The organism is Caballeronia sp. NCF2, from assembly GCF_023631205.1.
GTDB lineage: Bacteria > Pseudomonadota > Gammaproteobacteria > Burkholderiales > Burkholderiaceae > Caballeronia > Caballeronia zhejiangensis.
Genome location: NZ_JALQDN010000002.1, coordinates 116,349 through 131,244, shown reverse-complemented (window position 1 = coordinate 131,244; position 14,896 = coordinate 116,349). Strand labels below are relative to the sequence as shown.

15 protein-coding genes are annotated in these 14,896 nt (G+C 62.9%); 8 read left to right on the top strand and 7 right to left on the bottom strand.

Features of this window, described 5'->3' with window-relative positions; all coding sequences use genetic code 11:
• Positions 1-103 precede the first annotated feature (103 nt).
• Together NCS02_RS02805 and NCS02_RS02800 are read left to right on the top strand one after the other, a co-directional pair.
• Positions 104-1,435 (top strand): aspartate aminotransferase family protein, encoded by a 1,332-nt coding sequence (locus NCS02_RS02805; RefSeq protein ID WP_250481481.1) that lies wholly within the window; start codon positions 104-106, stop codon positions 1,433-1,435.
• An 8-nt stretch (positions 1,436-1,443) separates the two neighbouring features.
• Complete coding sequence (locus NCS02_RS02800) at positions 1,444-1,998, top strand: carboxymuconolactone decarboxylase family protein (protein WP_034470707.1); 555 nt, start codon at positions 1,444-1,446, stop codon at positions 1,996-1,998.
• Positions 1,999-2,014: 16 nt separating this feature from the next.
• Here NCS02_RS02800 and NCS02_RS02795 read toward each other — a convergent pair whose 3' ends face one another.
• On the bottom strand, positions 2,015-2,902 hold the full coding sequence (locus tag NCS02_RS02795; protein WP_250480296.1) for a glutamate/aspartate ABC transporter substrate-binding protein: 888 nt from the start codon (positions 2,900-2,902) through the stop codon (positions 2,015-2,017).
• Positions 2,903-3,214: 312 nt separating this feature from the next.
• On the opposite strand from NCS02_RS02795, the gene NCS02_RS02790 reads away from it, so the two are divergent.
• The gene (locus NCS02_RS02790; RefSeq protein WP_008351375.1) at positions 3,215-3,706 is read left to right on the top strand and encodes a hypothetical protein; all 492 of its coding nucleotides are present in this window, start codon (positions 3,215-3,217) and stop codon (positions 3,704-3,706) included.
• A 321-nt stretch (positions 3,707-4,027) separates the two neighbouring features.
• Here the strand turns inward: NCS02_RS02790 and NCS02_RS02785 are convergent, their stop codons facing one another.
• Genes NCS02_RS02785 through NCS02_RS02775 form a run of 3 tightly spaced genes read right to left on the bottom strand, consistent with a single transcriptional unit; the run spans position 4,028 to position 5,952 of the window.
• On the bottom strand, positions 4,028-4,423 hold the full coding sequence (locus tag NCS02_RS02785; RefSeq protein WP_250519312.1) for a hypothetical protein: 396 nt from the start codon (positions 4,421-4,423) through the stop codon (positions 4,028-4,030).
• 8 nt (positions 4,424-4,431) lie between these two features.
• A complete protein-coding gene (locus NCS02_RS02780; protein WP_244808099.1) occupies positions 4,432-4,980 on the bottom strand; it encodes an outer membrane protein assembly factor BamE in 549 nt (182 codons plus the stop codon).
• Positions 4,981-5,022: 42 nt separating this feature from the next.
• Positions 5,023-5,952 carry a peptidoglycan DD-metalloendopeptidase family protein gene (locus NCS02_RS02775; protein ID WP_033536531.1) on the bottom strand — a complete coding sequence of 310 codons (930 nt, stop codon included), beginning with the start codon at positions 5,950-5,952 and terminating at the stop codon, positions 5,023-5,025.
• Between the two features lie 314 nt (positions 5,953-6,266).
• Here NCS02_RS02775 and NCS02_RS02770 point away from each other — a divergent pair, with 314 nt between their 5' ends.
• Positions 6,267-6,518: a GlsB/YeaQ/YmgE family stress response membrane protein gene (locus NCS02_RS02770; RefSeq protein ID WP_008351379.1), complete on the top strand. Its 252-nt coding sequence runs from the start codon at positions 6,267-6,269 to the stop codon at positions 6,516-6,518.
• 58 nt (positions 6,519-6,576) lie between these two features.
• On the opposite strand, the gene NCS02_RS02765 is transcribed toward NCS02_RS02770, so the two are convergent.
• Entirely contained in the window at positions 6,577-7,236 is a 660-nt protein-coding gene (locus tag NCS02_RS02765; protein ID WP_008351380.1) for a DedA family protein, read from the bottom strand.
• A gap of 182 nt (positions 7,237-7,418) precedes the next feature.
• Complete coding sequence (locus NCS02_RS02760; RefSeq protein ID WP_250522878.1) at positions 7,419-8,720, bottom strand: esterase/lipase family protein; 1,302 nt, start codon at positions 8,718-8,720, stop codon at positions 7,419-7,421.
• 502 nt (positions 8,721-9,222) lie between these two features.
• On the opposite strand from NCS02_RS02760, the gene mutL reads away from it, so the two are divergent.
• The 3 genes from mutL (at position 9,223) to NCS02_RS02745 (ending at position 12,721) form a co-directional block, all read left to right on the top strand.
• Positions 9,223-11,184: a DNA mismatch repair endonuclease MutL gene (mutL, locus tag NCS02_RS02755; protein WP_175979827.1), complete on the top strand. Its 1,962-nt coding sequence runs from the start codon at positions 9,223-9,225 to the stop codon at positions 11,182-11,184.
• A complete protein-coding gene (gene miaA, locus NCS02_RS02750; protein WP_244807702.1) occupies positions 11,181-12,128 on the top strand; it encodes a tRNA (adenosine(37)-N6)-dimethylallyltransferase MiaA in 948 nt (315 codons plus the stop codon). Before mutL ends, miaA begins: the two co-directional genes overlap by 4 nt.
• Before the next feature lie 155 nt (positions 12,129-12,283).
• The gene (locus tag NCS02_RS02745) at positions 12,284-12,721 is read left to right on the top strand and encodes a hypothetical protein (protein ID WP_244807701.1); all 438 of its coding nucleotides are present in this window, start codon (positions 12,284-12,286) and stop codon (positions 12,719-12,721) included.
• A 63-nt stretch (positions 12,722-12,784) separates the two neighbouring features.
• Here NCS02_RS02745 and purM read toward each other — a convergent pair whose 3' ends face one another.
• A complete protein-coding gene (gene purM / locus NCS02_RS02740; protein ID WP_244807700.1) occupies positions 12,785-13,840 on the bottom strand; it encodes a phosphoribosylformylglycinamidine cyclo-ligase in 1,056 nt (351 codons plus the stop codon).
• 250 nt (positions 13,841-14,090) lie between these two features.
• On the opposite strand from purM, the gene hda reads away from it, so the two are divergent.
• Positions 14,091-14,885, top strand: coding sequence for a DnaA regulatory inactivator Hda (gene hda, locus NCS02_RS02735; RefSeq protein ID WP_008351391.1), 795 nt, complete (start codon positions 14,091-14,093; stop codon positions 14,883-14,885).
• Positions 14,886-14,896: the final 11 nt, after the last annotated feature.

Genomic DNA, 14,896 nt, shown 5'->3' with positions numbered 1-14,896 from the left:
CCGAGCGTTGCGTCACACGCGATATTGACAACATATGTTGTTATCACGCTAGAATGCCACATCGCGTGTTGCACGCGCATTCCGCATTCGAAAGGCAGGCACCATGACCACGGTATTTCATCGCGCGCCGCGCGCCACGCTTCCGGTCGCCGTCCGCGGCGACGGCATCGAGATCGTCGATTCGACCGGCAAACGCTACATCGATGCATGCGGCGGCGCAGCCGTCTCGTGTCTCGGACACAGCCATCCGCGCGTGATCGAAGCCATCCAGCGGCAAGTGCAGCAGTTGCCGTACGCGCACACGTCGTTCTTCACGACCGAGCCCGCCGAAGAACTCGCCGACCGGCTCATCGATGCCGCGCCGAAAAATCTCGGCCACGTCTACTTCGTGTCCGGCGGCTCCGAAGCGATGGAAGCCGCGCTCAAGCTCGCGCGCCAGTATTTCGTCGAGAAAGGCGAACCCGCGCGCCGGCATTTCATCGCGCGCCGGCAGAGCTATCACGGCAACACGCTCGGCGCGCTCGCGATCGGCGGCAACGCGTGGCGGCGCGAGCCCTTCCTGCCGATGCTGATCGAAGCGCATCACGTCACGCCCTGCTTCGCGTATCGCGAACAGCGGGCGGGCGAAACCGACGAAGCCTTCGCGCAACGTCTCGCCGATGAACTCGAAGCGAAGATTCTCGAACTCGGAGCCGAATCGGTGGCGGCGTTCGTCGCGGAAACGGTCGTCGGCGCGACGGCGGGCGCGGTGCCGCCCGTGCGCGAATACTTCCGCAAGATCCGCGCGGTCTGCGACAAATACGGCGTGCTGCTGATCCTCGACGAAGTGATGTCGGGCATGGGCCGCACCGGTCATCTGTTCGCGTGCGAGGAAGACGGCGTGTCGCCCGATATTCTCGCGATCGCGAAGGGTCTCGGCGCGGGCTATCAGCCGATCGGCGCGACGCTCGTCAGCAACGCGATCTTCGATACGATCGTCGGCGGCTCGGGCTTCTTTCAGCACGGCCACACGTATATCGGTCACGCGACGGCGTGCGCCGCGGCGCTCGAAGTGCAGAAAGTCATCGCCGAAGACAAACTGCTCGACAACGTGAAGGCGCGCGGCGAACAACTGCGCGCGTTGCTGCGCGAGCGGCATGCGGATCATCCGTTCATCGGCGATGTGCGCGGCCGCGGCCTGTTCACCGGCGTCGAACTGGTTCAGGATCGCGCGGGCAAGATGCCGTTCGATCCGAAGCACAGGCTGCACGCGGTCATCAAGAGCGAGGCGATGAAGCGCGGCCTCATGGTGTATCCGATGGGCGGCACCGTCGACGGCCGCATCGGCGATCACGTACTCATCGCGCCGCCGTTCATCACGACAAGCGCGCAAATCGAGACGATCGTCGAGCGGCTCTCCGATGCAATCGATGGCGCGCTTTCCGTCATCCAGTGAGAACAAACATGAAGAAGCGACTTCCCGATTTCGACATCGCGCACGCTTCCGATGCGCAAAAAGCCGTGTTGCAGGACATCCTGAGCGGACCGCGCGGCAATCTCAACGGGCCGTTTCTCGGTTGGATCTTCAGCCCGGAACTCGCGCAGCACGCGCAAAAACTCGGCGCGTTCTGCCGCTACGAGACCGGCCTGCCGCTGCGCCTTTCCGAGCTTGCGATTCTCGTCACCGCGGCGCGCTGGCGCTCGCAGGCGGAATGGCACATTCATCATCCGATCGCGCTCGATGCCGGCCTGCCTGCCGATCTCGCCGAAGCGCTGCGCACGGGAAAGACGCCGACATTCGCCGATGCCGACGACAAGCTCATCTTCGATTTCGCCAGCGAACTCTACGACACGAAGCGCGTGAGCGATGCAACCTACGACGCCGCCGTCGCACGCTTCGGGCACACGGTCGTCGTGAATCTCGTCGGCTTGCTGGGCTATTACGCGCTCGTCGCGATGACCCTCAACACGTTCGCGATGCGCGCCGAAGGGCAGACGGATCTGCCCTTCGCGGAATGACGCGCGCGCCGTCGCGCTATTCGAACGCCTTGTCGTTCGGTTCGGCGTAGAGCTTCTGCATCGCTTCGCTCATCGGAAAATCGAAGTTGATGTTCTTCGGCGGCACCGGCTTCATGAACCACTTGTCGTACATCGTCTTGATCTCGGGGCTTTTCATCACCTGACTCATGGCGTCGTCGACGAGCTTTTTGAACTGGGGATCGTCGCGACGCATCATGAAGCCGTACGCCTCCGACGACTGCGGCGTGCCGACGAGCACCCAGTCCGACGGCTTCGCCGTCAGCGAGCGCGTGCCGGCGAGCAGCACGTCGTCCATCATGTAGGCCACCGCGCGGCCGGTTTCGAGCGTCGCGCGCCCTTCGCCGTAATCCTTCGCGCTGATGATGCTCATGTTCATCTTCTTCTCTTCGTTCATCTTGCGAAGAATGCGCTCGGACGTCGTGCCCTGATTCGTCACGACGGTCTTGCCCGCGAGATCGGGAAAGTCCTTGATGCCGGAATCCTTTTTCGTCAGCAGACGCGTCGTCGCGACGAAGAACGTGTCCGAAAACGCAACCTGATTCTGCCGCGACGTGAGATTCGTCGTCACGCCGCATTCGAGATCGACCGTGCCGTTCTGCACGAGCGAAATCCGATTCTGCGATGTCACCGGAATGAAGCGCACGCGTAGATCCGGATGCTTCGTTTTCGCCTTGACCGCATCGATCACCTTGTTGCACAAGTCCTGCGAAAAGCCGATGACGTCGTTGTTCGCATCGACGTACGAAAACGGCACCGACGTCTCGCGATGCCCGATCGCGATGAGATTGGCGCTCTGGACCTTGGCAATCGTGGATTGGCCGTAGCTTGCGCCCGCAACCAGAGATAACGCGACAGTCGATGTGAGCAACGACGCAAATTTCATGACGTCCTCTTTGAGAGTGGAATGATACATATGTTGCCATCGACAAAATTAACGCAACATATGTATTCACCCTAGGCCACATCGCACGGCGGCCTCTTGCGACTTTTACTTACAAATGTCACAGCACATGCGTCCACCGCCGTCGTCGCGCGGCGTTATAGCTGGCAGGCATCCGGCGGTTACGCGCCTTAAGACACAGCTAATTTTCCGGTGCGATGATGCTTCCAACGTCAAACGCATCCAACGCATTCCGCGTCCCGGCGCGACAGACAGCACCGGCGTTAAGCGAACACCTTTTTCGGGAGCTCTGCCGTGAAGAAGAAATCGACGAACATGAAATCCGCCCGTCCCGCGATGTCGCCGCTTCTGCGCGCGCTGACCTACAGCCGCGCCGCCCGCGAACCGATGATCGACGCGATGCTGCTGCGCTGCTATGTGGCGCTCGACGCGTTTCATCGCGGACACGGATCGCAGCCGCTCTTCATGACGCTATGCCGTCACATGTTGGTCGCGGAAGAGTTGTGCCAGTTGGGCCACGCGGCGGAATGCGACCACGACATCACGCTCGCGCACGAAGCGCTCGTCGAACTGGACGCGCGTCATTCGGACGAAGGCGTCTGGACGCTCGATGCCGGTCAGCACGCACGTCTGTGCACGGCGCTCGCCGTTTTCGCGGCGCAACTGGAAGAAGCGACGCTCGAGCACATCGCGCAGGCGGAAGCGCGCATGGTCACGCAATCGCTCGTCGCGGCGAACATGCGTTCGGGTATCGGGCGTGTGGAAACGGTGTCGTCGGCCGACTGAAGATCGCTTCGCGGATCGGGACTTCCCCGCAGATGCTTATCAATTTGCGAATGTGTTTGCGAGCGTACATTCTTAGGAATGGCCATTTGCAATACTTTTTCCAGCGCACGGGGGGCAGCAGCAAAACGCGCTGAGAGACCGACAAACAGGATGGGCGGCACTCGATCAGGTCGTGGGTAAAAGCAAAGCGCGAGAATAAAAAAGCAAAGCGCGAGTTTTTGCCAACGGCGCGACGAGTCGCAGGCGAAAGAGGCCAGCGCCCCGACAAAGAAGCTCAAAAGCCGGCATTCGCCGGCTTTTTCTTTGATGCCGTTGGATCGGTCAGCGGACGGCCGCGAACACGGTGCGCGCGCACTCGCTGCACCAATGGCGCGACACCGCATCGGGAGTCGCATCCCAAACGTGACCGTACGCGCATCGCCAGCTCAAGGGCGTCGCGGCATCGACATAGCGGTGCGAAAGCAGCGCGCCGCCGCGCGCTTGCGCGATGTCCTGCAGACGCTTCGTCTCCAATTCGCGCCGCTCGGTCGCGCAATTCATGCAGCGCACGTTCTGCGCGATGTCGAGCGTCTTGTCCCAGCGATGCGCGCGCCCGCAATCCCAGAGCACAAGCTGCTTTGCGCCGGCCTGGCGCGACGCCTGATCGCGATAGCGCGACGCTTCGTCCATCAGGCGAAGGCGCGTGTCGTATGTCACCGAGTCACTCATCGTCGTCATGCCCGGAATCAGCGTTGACCGCCGCGGATCGCTTCGGACCGCGACGTCGTCGCCACGGTGCCATCCGGACCGAAGTGCACGTTGAACATGGCGTCCTGATTCACGCCGTCTTCGAGCCAGTGCCAGCTCCAGACGCGCTCCTTCTTCAGCCGATACTCCGCGATTTCGGTCGGCTTGCCGAGCAGTCTGCGCACTTCGTCCATCGTCATGCCGAGGCGCACTTTCGCGAAGTTCTCGGCGGTCAGCACCTGCGTCACGGAAACGAAATGCCCGCGGGGGTCGAGATCGACCATGTAGGTGTTCGTGCCCGCCGGGCCGCGCGGATATTCGAGGCGCTTGCTTCCGTCGGTGAACGTGCGCTCCGTCTCGGGTTCGCCCATTTGGTCGCGGATCTGCGCCTCGGTCGTCACGCCGGGCTGCAGGTTCTTGAGCAGCAAGTTGTCCGGCTTCACTGCATTGAAAAATGCCTTGAGCTTGTTCAACGCTTCCTCGCTCTGCTGCTGCTCGCAGCCGGAAAGCAGCGACGTCAGCGACGCCGCGGTCAGCGCGGCGATCATGATCTTCTTCACCTTTCGGCTCCCTTCCCGCCCGGCCAGGAATCAGCCGCCGGCCGCGCCGAGCAACGGCATCGGATCGACCGCGGTGCCCGACTTTCTCACTTCGAAATGCAGCGCGGGCGTGCCGCCCGGGCCGGTGCCCATGTCGGCGATGGTCGCGCCCTGCTTGACGGAATCGCCTTCCTTCACGAGCAGCTTCTCGTTGTACGCGTAGGCGGTCAGATAATCGTTGCCGTGCTTGACGATGATCATGCGCCCGTAGGAACGCAAGCCGCTTCCCGCATACACGACCTTGCCCGACGCCGCTGCCTTGACTGGCTGCCCGACCTTGCCTTCGATGTCGATGCCCTTGTTGCCGCTCGCGCCGAACTTGCGCACGACGTCGCCGTGCGCGGGCCAGACGAAGGTGCCCTTGGATGCAGTCGCGGTGACTGCGGATTGATGTTCTTCGCTGGCCGCAGCGGCGGGCTTTTCCGCCGCTGGCTTCTGCGCCACCGATTTCTCCGGCGTCGGCAGAAGCGGCGGCTGCGCCATCTTCGATCCGACGCTCGCCGAACTCACCGTCGTTGACGACGCACCCGGCGGCATCACGCGCAACACCTGCCCGACGTTCACCTGCCTGCTTTCCGGCAACGTGTTCCACTTGGCCAGATCAGCGGGCTTCTGCTTGAAGGTGCGCGAAATGCCGTAAAGCGTGTCGCCCGGCTTAACGCGATAAAAGCCCGGTTCGACGGGCGCGGGTGTCGTCGGCCCGAGCGGCACGACTGGCGCGGGCGTCACGATCGGCGACCCGCTCTGCACCACCGGCGGCGCGCTCAGCGCGGAACTTTCGACGATCGGCGCGGGCTCGCGCGGCGTCGATGAACATCCCGTCAATCCGGCAGCCAACCCCGCTGCGAGCGCCACGCCCGCGATCGCCCCGCGCGGGCCCGATCCGAAACCTTCCTTGTGCATCACCACCAGCTTTCTCATGCTTGTCGTCTTGAACTTTTTCAACCAATTCCGCCAGCATAAAACATTACAGATACAAATTCGCCTCAGTGACCTAAACGACACACTTCGCCCAAGCGCCGACCGAACCTTTTGGCAATCCAAATTTTTGACGTATTTTGCCCCGGCCATGTGTCATCTGTCGTCCGCGCTGTTTGCCGACGCTGCATCGACAATCCTTGACAGTTGACAATCCCCCGCCACGGTCATTTCCGCTACATTGCCCGCGCCCGATTGCAGGTCCCGCCTGCGTCCCGCATCTCTCAATTCGACTGGAGTCTCAACGCATGCAAATCATGCAACACGGAATCATCCTCAGCCTCATCATCGGCGGCGTGGCGGGCTGGCTCGCCGGCCTCATCATGAACGGCAGCGGCTTCGGCGTGATCGTCGACATTCTCGTCGGCATCGTCGGCGGCGTGATCGGCGGATGGCTCTTCAGCACGCTCGGCATCTCATTCGGCGGCGGCATCCTCGGCACGCTGATCACCGCGGTGATCGGCGCGGTCGTGCTGCTTTTCGTGATCCGCCTGTTCCGGCGCCGTTGAGCGGTTTCGCGGCGTGAGCGAGGCCGGCATCCGACGGCCTCGCGCATCCCGCTCTTCCTCAAGCCTTAGAATTGCGACGGCTCATCTTCCATAGCGCGCCGATCGCCACCGGCACGATGGCCGCGCCGATCCCCACCAGCACGATCACGTTCAGATACTGCTTGATGAACGGAATGTTGCCGAAGAAATAGCCGAGCAACACGAGCAACAGCACCCAGATGAGCGCGCCCAGAATATTGAAGAGCTGGAAGCGCCCGTGACTCATCGACGACACGCCCGCGACGAACGGCGCGAACGTCCGCACCACCGGCACGAAACGCGCGATCACGATCGTCTTGCCGCCGTGCTTCTCGTAGAAGTTGTGGGTTTTCTGCAGCGCGGCGCGGTCCAGAAAGCGCTCGAGCACGGGAATGTTCGTATCGAAAACTTTCGGCCCGATGGCGCGGCCGATCCAGTAATTCACCGTGTTGCCGGTCACGGCCGCGATGAGCAGGAGCGCGATCAGCGCGAAGAGATCCATTTCGTGCGACGCGGCGAACGCGCCGCCGATGAACAGCAGCGAATCGCCCGGCAGGAACGGAAACACGACGAGCCCGGTTTCGCAGAACACGATCAGGAACAACACCGCGTACACCCAGGCGCCGTAATTCTGGATGAAGACACCGAGCGACTTGTCGATGTGAAGGATGAGTCCCAGGAATTGCAGCAACGTGTCCAAAAATCTTTCCTCAAAAAGTAAGCCGGCGCCGGAAAAGCGGCGCATCGGCAACAAATGCGGGAGTCGCGCCATGATACCGAAGTGGCGCGGCGCCGGGCTCGCTCACACGAATGTTCACCCGGAAGCGCGCGCAACCCGGCGCCCGAAAGCCCCACAGGAAAGATCAGGCTCCGGCCGGGTCGCTAAATTGGCAGCGCCTTGTTATAGGCCGCGATTTTCCCAAAAAATTCCTCCAGCCACTCGAGCGTCGTGCTGCCGACCGGCTGCACGATGCCGATATGATCCACGCCGGCGATCGGAGGATGAACGTACCAGACGCCCTTCTTCGGCGGATGAGCGGGGTTGTCCCCGACGAACTCGTGCGCGTGCCCGATCGGGTACTGCGCCCACGGAACCGGGACGCAACCGTCATTGGGACGCCAGTTCAGGAATCCGCCCGCAAGATCCCTTTCATTGAGGCCGAGCGCCGCGCCGCCGCCGAGGAGCAACGGGTTCATGTTCGACATCGGAACACGCGTGTCGGCGAGGCCGGGCACCGTTCCATCGGCGCAATACGACGCGTAATAAGTGTGCGGCGACGTCTTTACCCAGATGTTCTGCAGTCGGGCCGCGGCGAAGGAAAGATCGTAGATTGCGCTGTCAGTCGTCTTCCAGGCCTTGCTGAGGATGATCTTTTTGGCGTATTCGACCAGATCCTCGCCCTTCTCGCGGTGGATGCCCCACTGCTTCAAGTCGAAGTCGAAAAGCAGATCGCGGTTATCGGCGCCGCACAGGCTCGCCAGGCTCAATAGCAGGTCGGACATCGGCTCGCCGAGATCGTCTGCGACCGGGGTGCCGTTGTTGACGCCAGCGATGGACGTGATGCTATGTACCCATTGCTTGCCGCCCTTGAAGAGTTCGGAGGTGCCGGCTTCCCGCGAACTCGGCGCGAAGGCAATTTCATCCGGATCGCCATGTTCCAGCAATTGCACGAGAGTGCGGATGGTCGGACCGCCCATGCTGTGCCCGATCAGATGAACCTTGTGTTCTTCGCTCCATTCGGGAAATACGCCGGGATACGAACGTCCATAACGTTCGTGGCCGTAACGCGCCGAATGCACCGCGCCGTAATCCACCACGCCGCCCTTCAAGAAATAATAAAGCTCGCAGGCCCGGTCCCAGTTACTGGATAACGGTCCGACCGCAGGGGTGAAAGTCTGGTAACCCCTATTATTGAGATATTCCTGAATATCGCCTGTGCCGCCGAAATAGTGATAAATCTTGCTCGTCAGCCTTTCGCGACCCCAACCGCAAAACCCATGCACGAGCACATTCGGAAAGTTGTTTCCGCTTTTACCGTTTGCCGCCACACGACTCTTCTGAGTTTTTGCTTCCGCGTTCTTATGACTGGAATGCGCGCCTGCCTGCTGGCCTTTCGTCGGCGGCGCTTCGGTCACGGCATGATTTCCAGTCGGTTTCTTTTTTTCTGAAGCGATACGGGACATGAATTATCCTTTTTCTGAAGTTTCGAAAACATAACCCAATACATTTGGCCTCCGGCGGAATCCCGTGGCTGAATCGCTCCGCATTTGCGGATAACCGGCATGATCAAAATCGTCGCGGCCATACGAAAACTCTTAAACAATTAATGCCCGAAATGATTATTAGGCCGTGACGATTACCCGATTCAACGGTCGCGAACGCGCGCATTCGAAACACGAACGAATTCATATCTCCGCAGGAATCGCCGCCTCGATGGCAAACAAATTGGCGGTGCGAGAAATATTGCGTGAGTGAGATCGACGGATTCATTGCGCGCGGCCTGGCAGAACTCTCTTGCGGCGGCGTAATGCATTGTACGCGTGGACCCGAAAAAAACTCAGTAATGCAAATAAATTGCGGCGCAAGAAAGTCCCGCTCTGGCCCGCGCTCTTGGATACGTGCGCGCCCGGACCGATGCAGCCGGCCACCCGAAGCCCGAACGTTGCGAATCGTTATAATTTCGCCATGTCCGACCTAAACGAAACCTCCGCTGGCGCTTCGACAGCCGATGCCGGGCGCCGTCCGCGCGCCATCGCCCCGCTGCCCGATCAGCTCATCAGCCAGATTGCCGCTGGCGAAGTGGTGGAGCGGCCTGCGTCGGTCGTCAAGGAACTGCTGGAAAACGCACTCGACGCCGGCGCGACGACACTGCGCATCACGCTCGACGAAGGCGGCGTGAAACGCATCGTGATCGCCGACGACGGCTGCGGCATTCCGCCGAACGAGCTTCCGCTCGCGCTGATGCGCCACGCGACCAGCAAGATCCGCTCGCTCGCGGAACTCGAAGCCGTTGCGACGCTCGGGTTTCGCGGCGAGGCGATTGCGTCGATCGCGTCGGTTGCGGAACTGTTCATCACGAGCCGCACCGAAAGCTGCCCGCACGCGACGCGCATCGACGCGCAAACCGGCGCCATCTCGCCCGCCGCGGGCACCGTCGGCACGACAATGGAAGTGCGCGAGCTGTATTTCAACACGCCCGCGCGCCGCAAATTCCTGAAGAGCGAGCAGACCGAGCTCGGGCATTGCCTCGACGTGATTCGCCGCACGGCGCTCGCACGGCCCGACGTCGCGATTTCAGTGATGCACAACGGCAAAGCCGTCGAGCACTGGAACGCGAGCGATCCGCAGACGCGCGTCGCGAAGATTCTCGGCGAGGTGTTCGAAACCGCGCATCTGCCGCTCGACGAACGCGCCGGGCCGCTTGCGGTCTACGGCTGCGCGGGTTTGCCGACCGCGAGCCGCGGGCGCGCCGATCAGCAATATTTCTTCGTGAACGGCCGCTTCGTGCGCGACAAGCTGCTCACGCACGCCGTGCGCGCCGCGTATGAAGATGTGCTGCACGGCAATCGCTATCCGGCGTACGTGCTGTTTCTCGATTTGCCGCCCGAATCCGTCGATGTGAACGTGCATCCGTCGAAGATCGAAGTGCGCTTTCGCGATTCGCGCTCGATTCATCAATACGTCTTTCACGCCGTGCAGCGCGCGCTGGCGCGGCATGCGGGCGCGTCGCCGGAAACGACGGCGGGCGGACACGCGGCGCAATTGCAGCCGACCGGCCCGGCTTCGTTCAGCGCAAAGCCTTTCGCCGGCACGCCGGATTCGCTCACGCTGAAAAGCGAGAACGGCACGAACTGGATGCGCCAGTCGCGCATGACGCAGGGCACGCTCCCCGTCGCGCAGCCGCTCGCGCTTTACGACGCGCTGTTCGGTCGCAAGGACATCGGCGCGGGTACGTCAGGCGCGACGACGACCATCGACACGCCGTATCCGTCGATGAACGAGCGCCCTCCCGCGCCGCTGATCGCCAGTGACAGTGCGGACAGTGCGCTCGATCACGCCGATGAACAGCCGCTCGGTTTCGCCGTCGGCCAGATTCACGGCATCTATGTTTTGGCGCAGAACGCGCGCGGCCTCGTGATCGTCGACATGCATGCCGCGCACGAGCGCATTCTTTACGAGCAATTCAAGCACGCGCTCGCCGATCGCGCGATCGCGGTGCAGCCCCTGCTGATTCCCGTGTCGATGACAGCGGAGCCAGTCGAGATCGGCATCGTCGAGGAAGAGCGCGCGACGCTCGATGCGCTCGGCTTCGATCTCGCGGTGTTGTCGCCGACGTCGATCGCGATCCGCGCCGTGCCCGCGTTGCTGAAGGACGCCGACCTGCAATCGCTCGCGCGCGCCGTGCTCGCCGATCTGCACGCGTATGGCGGCTCGCGCGTGCTCACCGAACGTCAGCACGAATTGCTCGGCACGCTCGCGTGTCATAACGCGGTGCGCGCGAATCGCCGGCTCACGCTCGACGAGATGAACGCGCTCCTGCGCCAGATGGAAGCGACCGAGCGCGCCGATCAGTGCAATCACGGCCGTCCGACGTGGTATCAGCTCACGCTCGCCGATCTCGACCGACTCTTCATGCGCGGACAATGAGCGCTTCCGCCTTGCCTGTTGCGTGTCTTCTCGGGCCGACGGCGTCGGGAAAGACCGCGGCCGCGCTCGCGTTCGCGGCGCTGCATCCGGTGGAAATCGTCAGCGTGGATTCGGCGCTCGTCTATCGCGAGATGGATATCGGCACGGCCAAGCCGAACGCCGAGGAGCGCGCGGCGGCGCCGCATCATCTGATCGATATCATCGATCCCGCCGAAACGTATTCCGCCGCGCAGTTTCGTGCGGATGCGCTGCGGCTCGTCGGCGAGATCGTCGCGCGCGGCAACGTGCCGTTGCTGGTCGGCGGGACGATGCTGTACTACAAGGCGCTGACACAAGGCCTGAACGATCTGCCGACCGCCGATGCCGACGTGCGCGCCGCCCTCGACGCCGACGCCGCCCGCGATGGCTGGCCCGCGCTGCATGCGCGGCTCGCGGCGGTCGATCCGCAAACCGCCGCGCGGCTTGCGCCGAACGACTCGCAGCGCATCCAGCGCGCGCTCGAAATCTTCATGCTGTCCGGCCAGCCGATGTCCGCGCTGCTCGCCGCGCCGCGCGTTCAGGATGCGGATGCGCCGTATCGCTTCGTGCCGGTCGCGCTGGAGCCGTCGGATCGCGCGGTGCTGCATGCGCGCATCGCCGCACGTTTCGATGCGATGCTCGCGCACGGCTTCATCGACGAAGTGCGCGCGTTGCGTGCGCGCGGCGATCTGGATCTTTCGATGCCGTCGATGCGCTGTGTCGGCTATCGGCAAGCGTGGGACTATCTCGACGGCACGACGGGTTACGACGAGATGCGCGACAAGGGCATTTTCGCGACGCGGCAGTTGTGCAAGCGGCAGTTGACGTGGCTGCGCGCGATGCCGGAGCGAGTCGTGGTGGATTGCTGCGCGGGGGACGCGACGGAGCGGGCGGTAGCAGCGATTAGGAAAACTTCGAAAGTCTGAAAAGTCATACTGAAATTTTGCACACGATCGTTCTATAAGCTCAGTATCAAAAGGCTTGGCTGAGCGGCGCCACTGCGCCACGGGCTTGCCAATGTCAGACAGTCACGGCCGCGACCGAAAGCTTCCAAGGCAGGAAGGACACTTTAACGCTCCTGATGCCGCGGCTGTCGTTTCCGTCCGGCGATACAGCGTTGATGCCACCTGGCTTGAAGATGTACGTGCCGCGCTACGAGGCGCTTACGACGTTCCTTCGGGTCGATCTATCCGAAAAATACAGCGACCCACGCACGCTCGATCAATTGAGCGCGTGGTACAAGCGAGAAATCCAATCGTTTGGCGGCCATCGCTACATGCGGGTGCAGGGGACCTCTATCGGGCTGCTCACGGAGAGCGCGAACTGGATCGTCGAATACAACGGCGCGTTGTACAAGGGCGAGTTGCTTACACCCGGATTGCGCCCGCCTTACCTGCCCAACGGCGTTTCGCACGTCGATCCAAGACCGGCCTATAACAAGACAGCTATGGACTTCCTCCTCACGCAACTGGGGCCGAATCCGCAGCAAATTCGGTCGCCTTACATGCGGCCGATGTAATCCCCAAACAAAAAACCCTCGCACTTCGCGAGGGTCTTTCTTATCAGCGCGACAACGGCACTATCAAACCACCACCGTCTGCGCCTCACCTTCCTTGCTCTCGCGCACGACGCCGATCTTCCACACCTGCTCGCCGGCGCCCGACAACAGGCCGGTTGCCGCATCGGCATCTTCCGCCGCAACGATCACCGCCATGCCGATACCGCAGTTGAACACGCGATGCATCTCCGCATCCGCGACGCCGCCGTGCTTCTGCAGCCACGCGAACAGCGGCGGCAGCGGCCACGCGCGATGATCCAGCTCCGCCGTCAGCCCATCGCGCAGCACGCGCGGAATATTCTCGACGAGACCGCCGCCCGTGATATGCGCCATGCCCTTCACCCTGACGCTTTGCATCGCCGACAAGAGCGGCTTCACGTAGATGCGCGTGGGCGCCATCAGCGCGTCGGCAAGCGTCCGGCCGTCGAAATCGGCGTTGAGATCCGGATTCGCGCGCTCGATGATCTTGCGCACCAGCGAATAACCGTTCGAGTGGATGCCGCTCGATGCCAGGCCCAGCACGACATCGCCCGGCTTGATCGTGCTGCCGTCGATGATCTTGCTCTTTTCCACCGCGCCGACCGCGAAGCCCGCGAGGTCGTATTCGCCGTCCGGATACATGCCCGGCATTTCCGCCGTCTCGCCGCCGATCAGCGCGCAGCCCGCCAGCTCGCAGCCCGTGGCGATGCCCTTCACGACGTCCGCCGCGGTGTCGACATCCAGCTTGCCGCACGCGAAGTAATCGAGGAAGAAGAGCGGCTCGGCGCCCTGCACGAGAATGTCGTTGACGCTCATCGCGACGAGATCCTGGCCGACCGTGTCATGCCGGTTCAGCGTGAACGCGAGGCGCAGCTTCGTGCCGACGCCGTCCGTGCCCGATACGAGCACCGGCTCCTTGTACTTCTTCGGCACCTCGAAGAGCGCGCCGAATCCGCCGATGCCGCCCAGCACGCCGTCGCGCAACGTTTTCTTGGCAAACGGCTTGATCCGGTCGACGAGCGCGTCGCCCGCGTCGATGTCCACGCCCGCGTCGCGATACGACAAACCTTGGGCGTCCGGTGCGGATTTCGGTTGATTCATGGAGGGAGGAGCAAGAAGGTCGGTAAAATGCGATTTTACCCGATGATGACCCGTCGACGGTCGGCCAGCCGGATTTTCCCGCGCACGCCAGAATCCGCGAAGGCGCTTTTTTCGAGATCGCAGACAATCTCAGAAGCGCCCGAGCCATTGGCGCGCAGGGCCGTCCGCCGCGGCTTTGCGCGTATACCCGCAGCTCATCCGGCAGTTTTCAAGATTCGCCCGACTCAAGGCCCGACGATACCGATCTCCCGTGCAACGCCAACTGACGCTCGATCTGGGCACGCCGCCGCCCGCCACCTTCGATAACTTTTTCGCCGCCGGCAATCACGAACTGATCGCGCGGCTGCGCGAACTCGAAGGCGCGCTCGCGGCCGGGCCGGTCGCCGACCGCACGTTCTACGTGTGGGGCGAGCCGGGCAGCGGCCGCAGCCACCTGCTGCAGGCGCTCACGCACGAGGCGAACGGCCATGCGCGCTATCTCGGCCCGCAGAGCGCGCTCAACGCATTCGGGTTCGATCCGCGCGTGACGCTTTACGCCGTCGACGATTGCGACCGCCTTTCCCCCGCGCAGCAGATCGCCCTTTTCAATCTCTTCAACGAAGTGCGCGCATATCCGGCGAGCGCGCTCGTGGCCACCGGCAACGACGCGCCGCTCGCGCTCACGGTCCGCGAAGACCTGCGCACGCGGCTCGGCTGGGGCCTCGTGTTCCATCTTCAGCCGCTTTCCGACGAAGCGAAGGCATCGGTGCTGAAGCACGCGGCGCGCGAACGCGGCATCGTGCTCGCCGACGACGTGCCCGCCTATCTGCTCACGCACTTTCGCCGCGACATGCCGAGCCTCATGGCCCTGCTCGACGAACTCGACCGCTTCTCCCTGGAACAAAAGCGCGCGGTGACGCGAGCGCTGCTGCGCACGATGCTCCAGCAAACCGGCCGGGCCGCGCCCCTCGTTCCCGTATCGGCGCCGGAAGAAACGCCCGCCGATCCGAACGGCCCCGAATCCGGCCCCGCCGCGCCGGACAACGATCCGACCCGCTTCAAGTAGAATGCGCTCCC

Coding starts and splice junctions, on each gene's coding strand:
- NCS02_RS02805 (WP_250481481.1), top strand. CDS start 104: ATGACCACGGTATTTCATCGCGCGCCGCGCGCCACGCTTCCGGTCGCC.
- NCS02_RS02800 (WP_034470707.1), top strand. CDS start 1,444: ATGAAGAAGCGACTTCCCGATTTCGACATCGCGCACGCTTCCGATGCG.
- NCS02_RS02795 (WP_250480296.1), bottom strand. CDS start 2,902: ATGAAATTTGCGTCGTTGCTCACATCGACTGTCGCGTTATCTCTGGTT.
- NCS02_RS02785 (WP_250519312.1), bottom strand. CDS start 4,423: ATGACGACGATGAGTGACTCGGTGACATACGACACGCGCCTTCGCCTG.
- NCS02_RS02780 (WP_244808099.1), bottom strand. CDS start 4,980: ATGATCGCCGCGCTGACCGCGGCGTCGCTGACGTCGCTGCTTTCCGGC.
- NCS02_RS02775 (WP_033536531.1), bottom strand. CDS start 5,952: ATGAGAAAGCTGGTGGTGATGCACAAGGAAGGTTTCGGATCGGGCCCG.
- NCS02_RS02770 (WP_008351379.1), top strand. CDS start 6,267: ATGCAACACGGAATCATCCTCAGCCTCATCATCGGCGGCGTGGCGGGC.
- NCS02_RS02760 (WP_250522878.1), bottom strand. CDS start 8,720: ATGTCCCGTATCGCTTCAGAAAAAAAGAAACCGACTGGAAATCATGCC.
- mutL (WP_175979827.1), top strand. CDS start 9,223: ATGTCCGACCTAAACGAAACCTCCGCTGGCGCTTCGACAGCCGATGCC.
- miaA (WP_244807702.1), top strand. CDS start 11,181: ATGAGCGCTTCCGCCTTGCCTGTTGCGTGTCTTCTCGGGCCGACGGCG.
- NCS02_RS02745 (WP_244807701.1), top strand. CDS start 12,284: ATGCCGCGGCTGTCGTTTCCGTCCGGCGATACAGCGTTGATGCCACCT.
- purM (WP_244807700.1), bottom strand. CDS start 13,840: ATGAATCAACCGAAATCCGCACCGGACGCCCAAGGTTTGTCGTATCGC.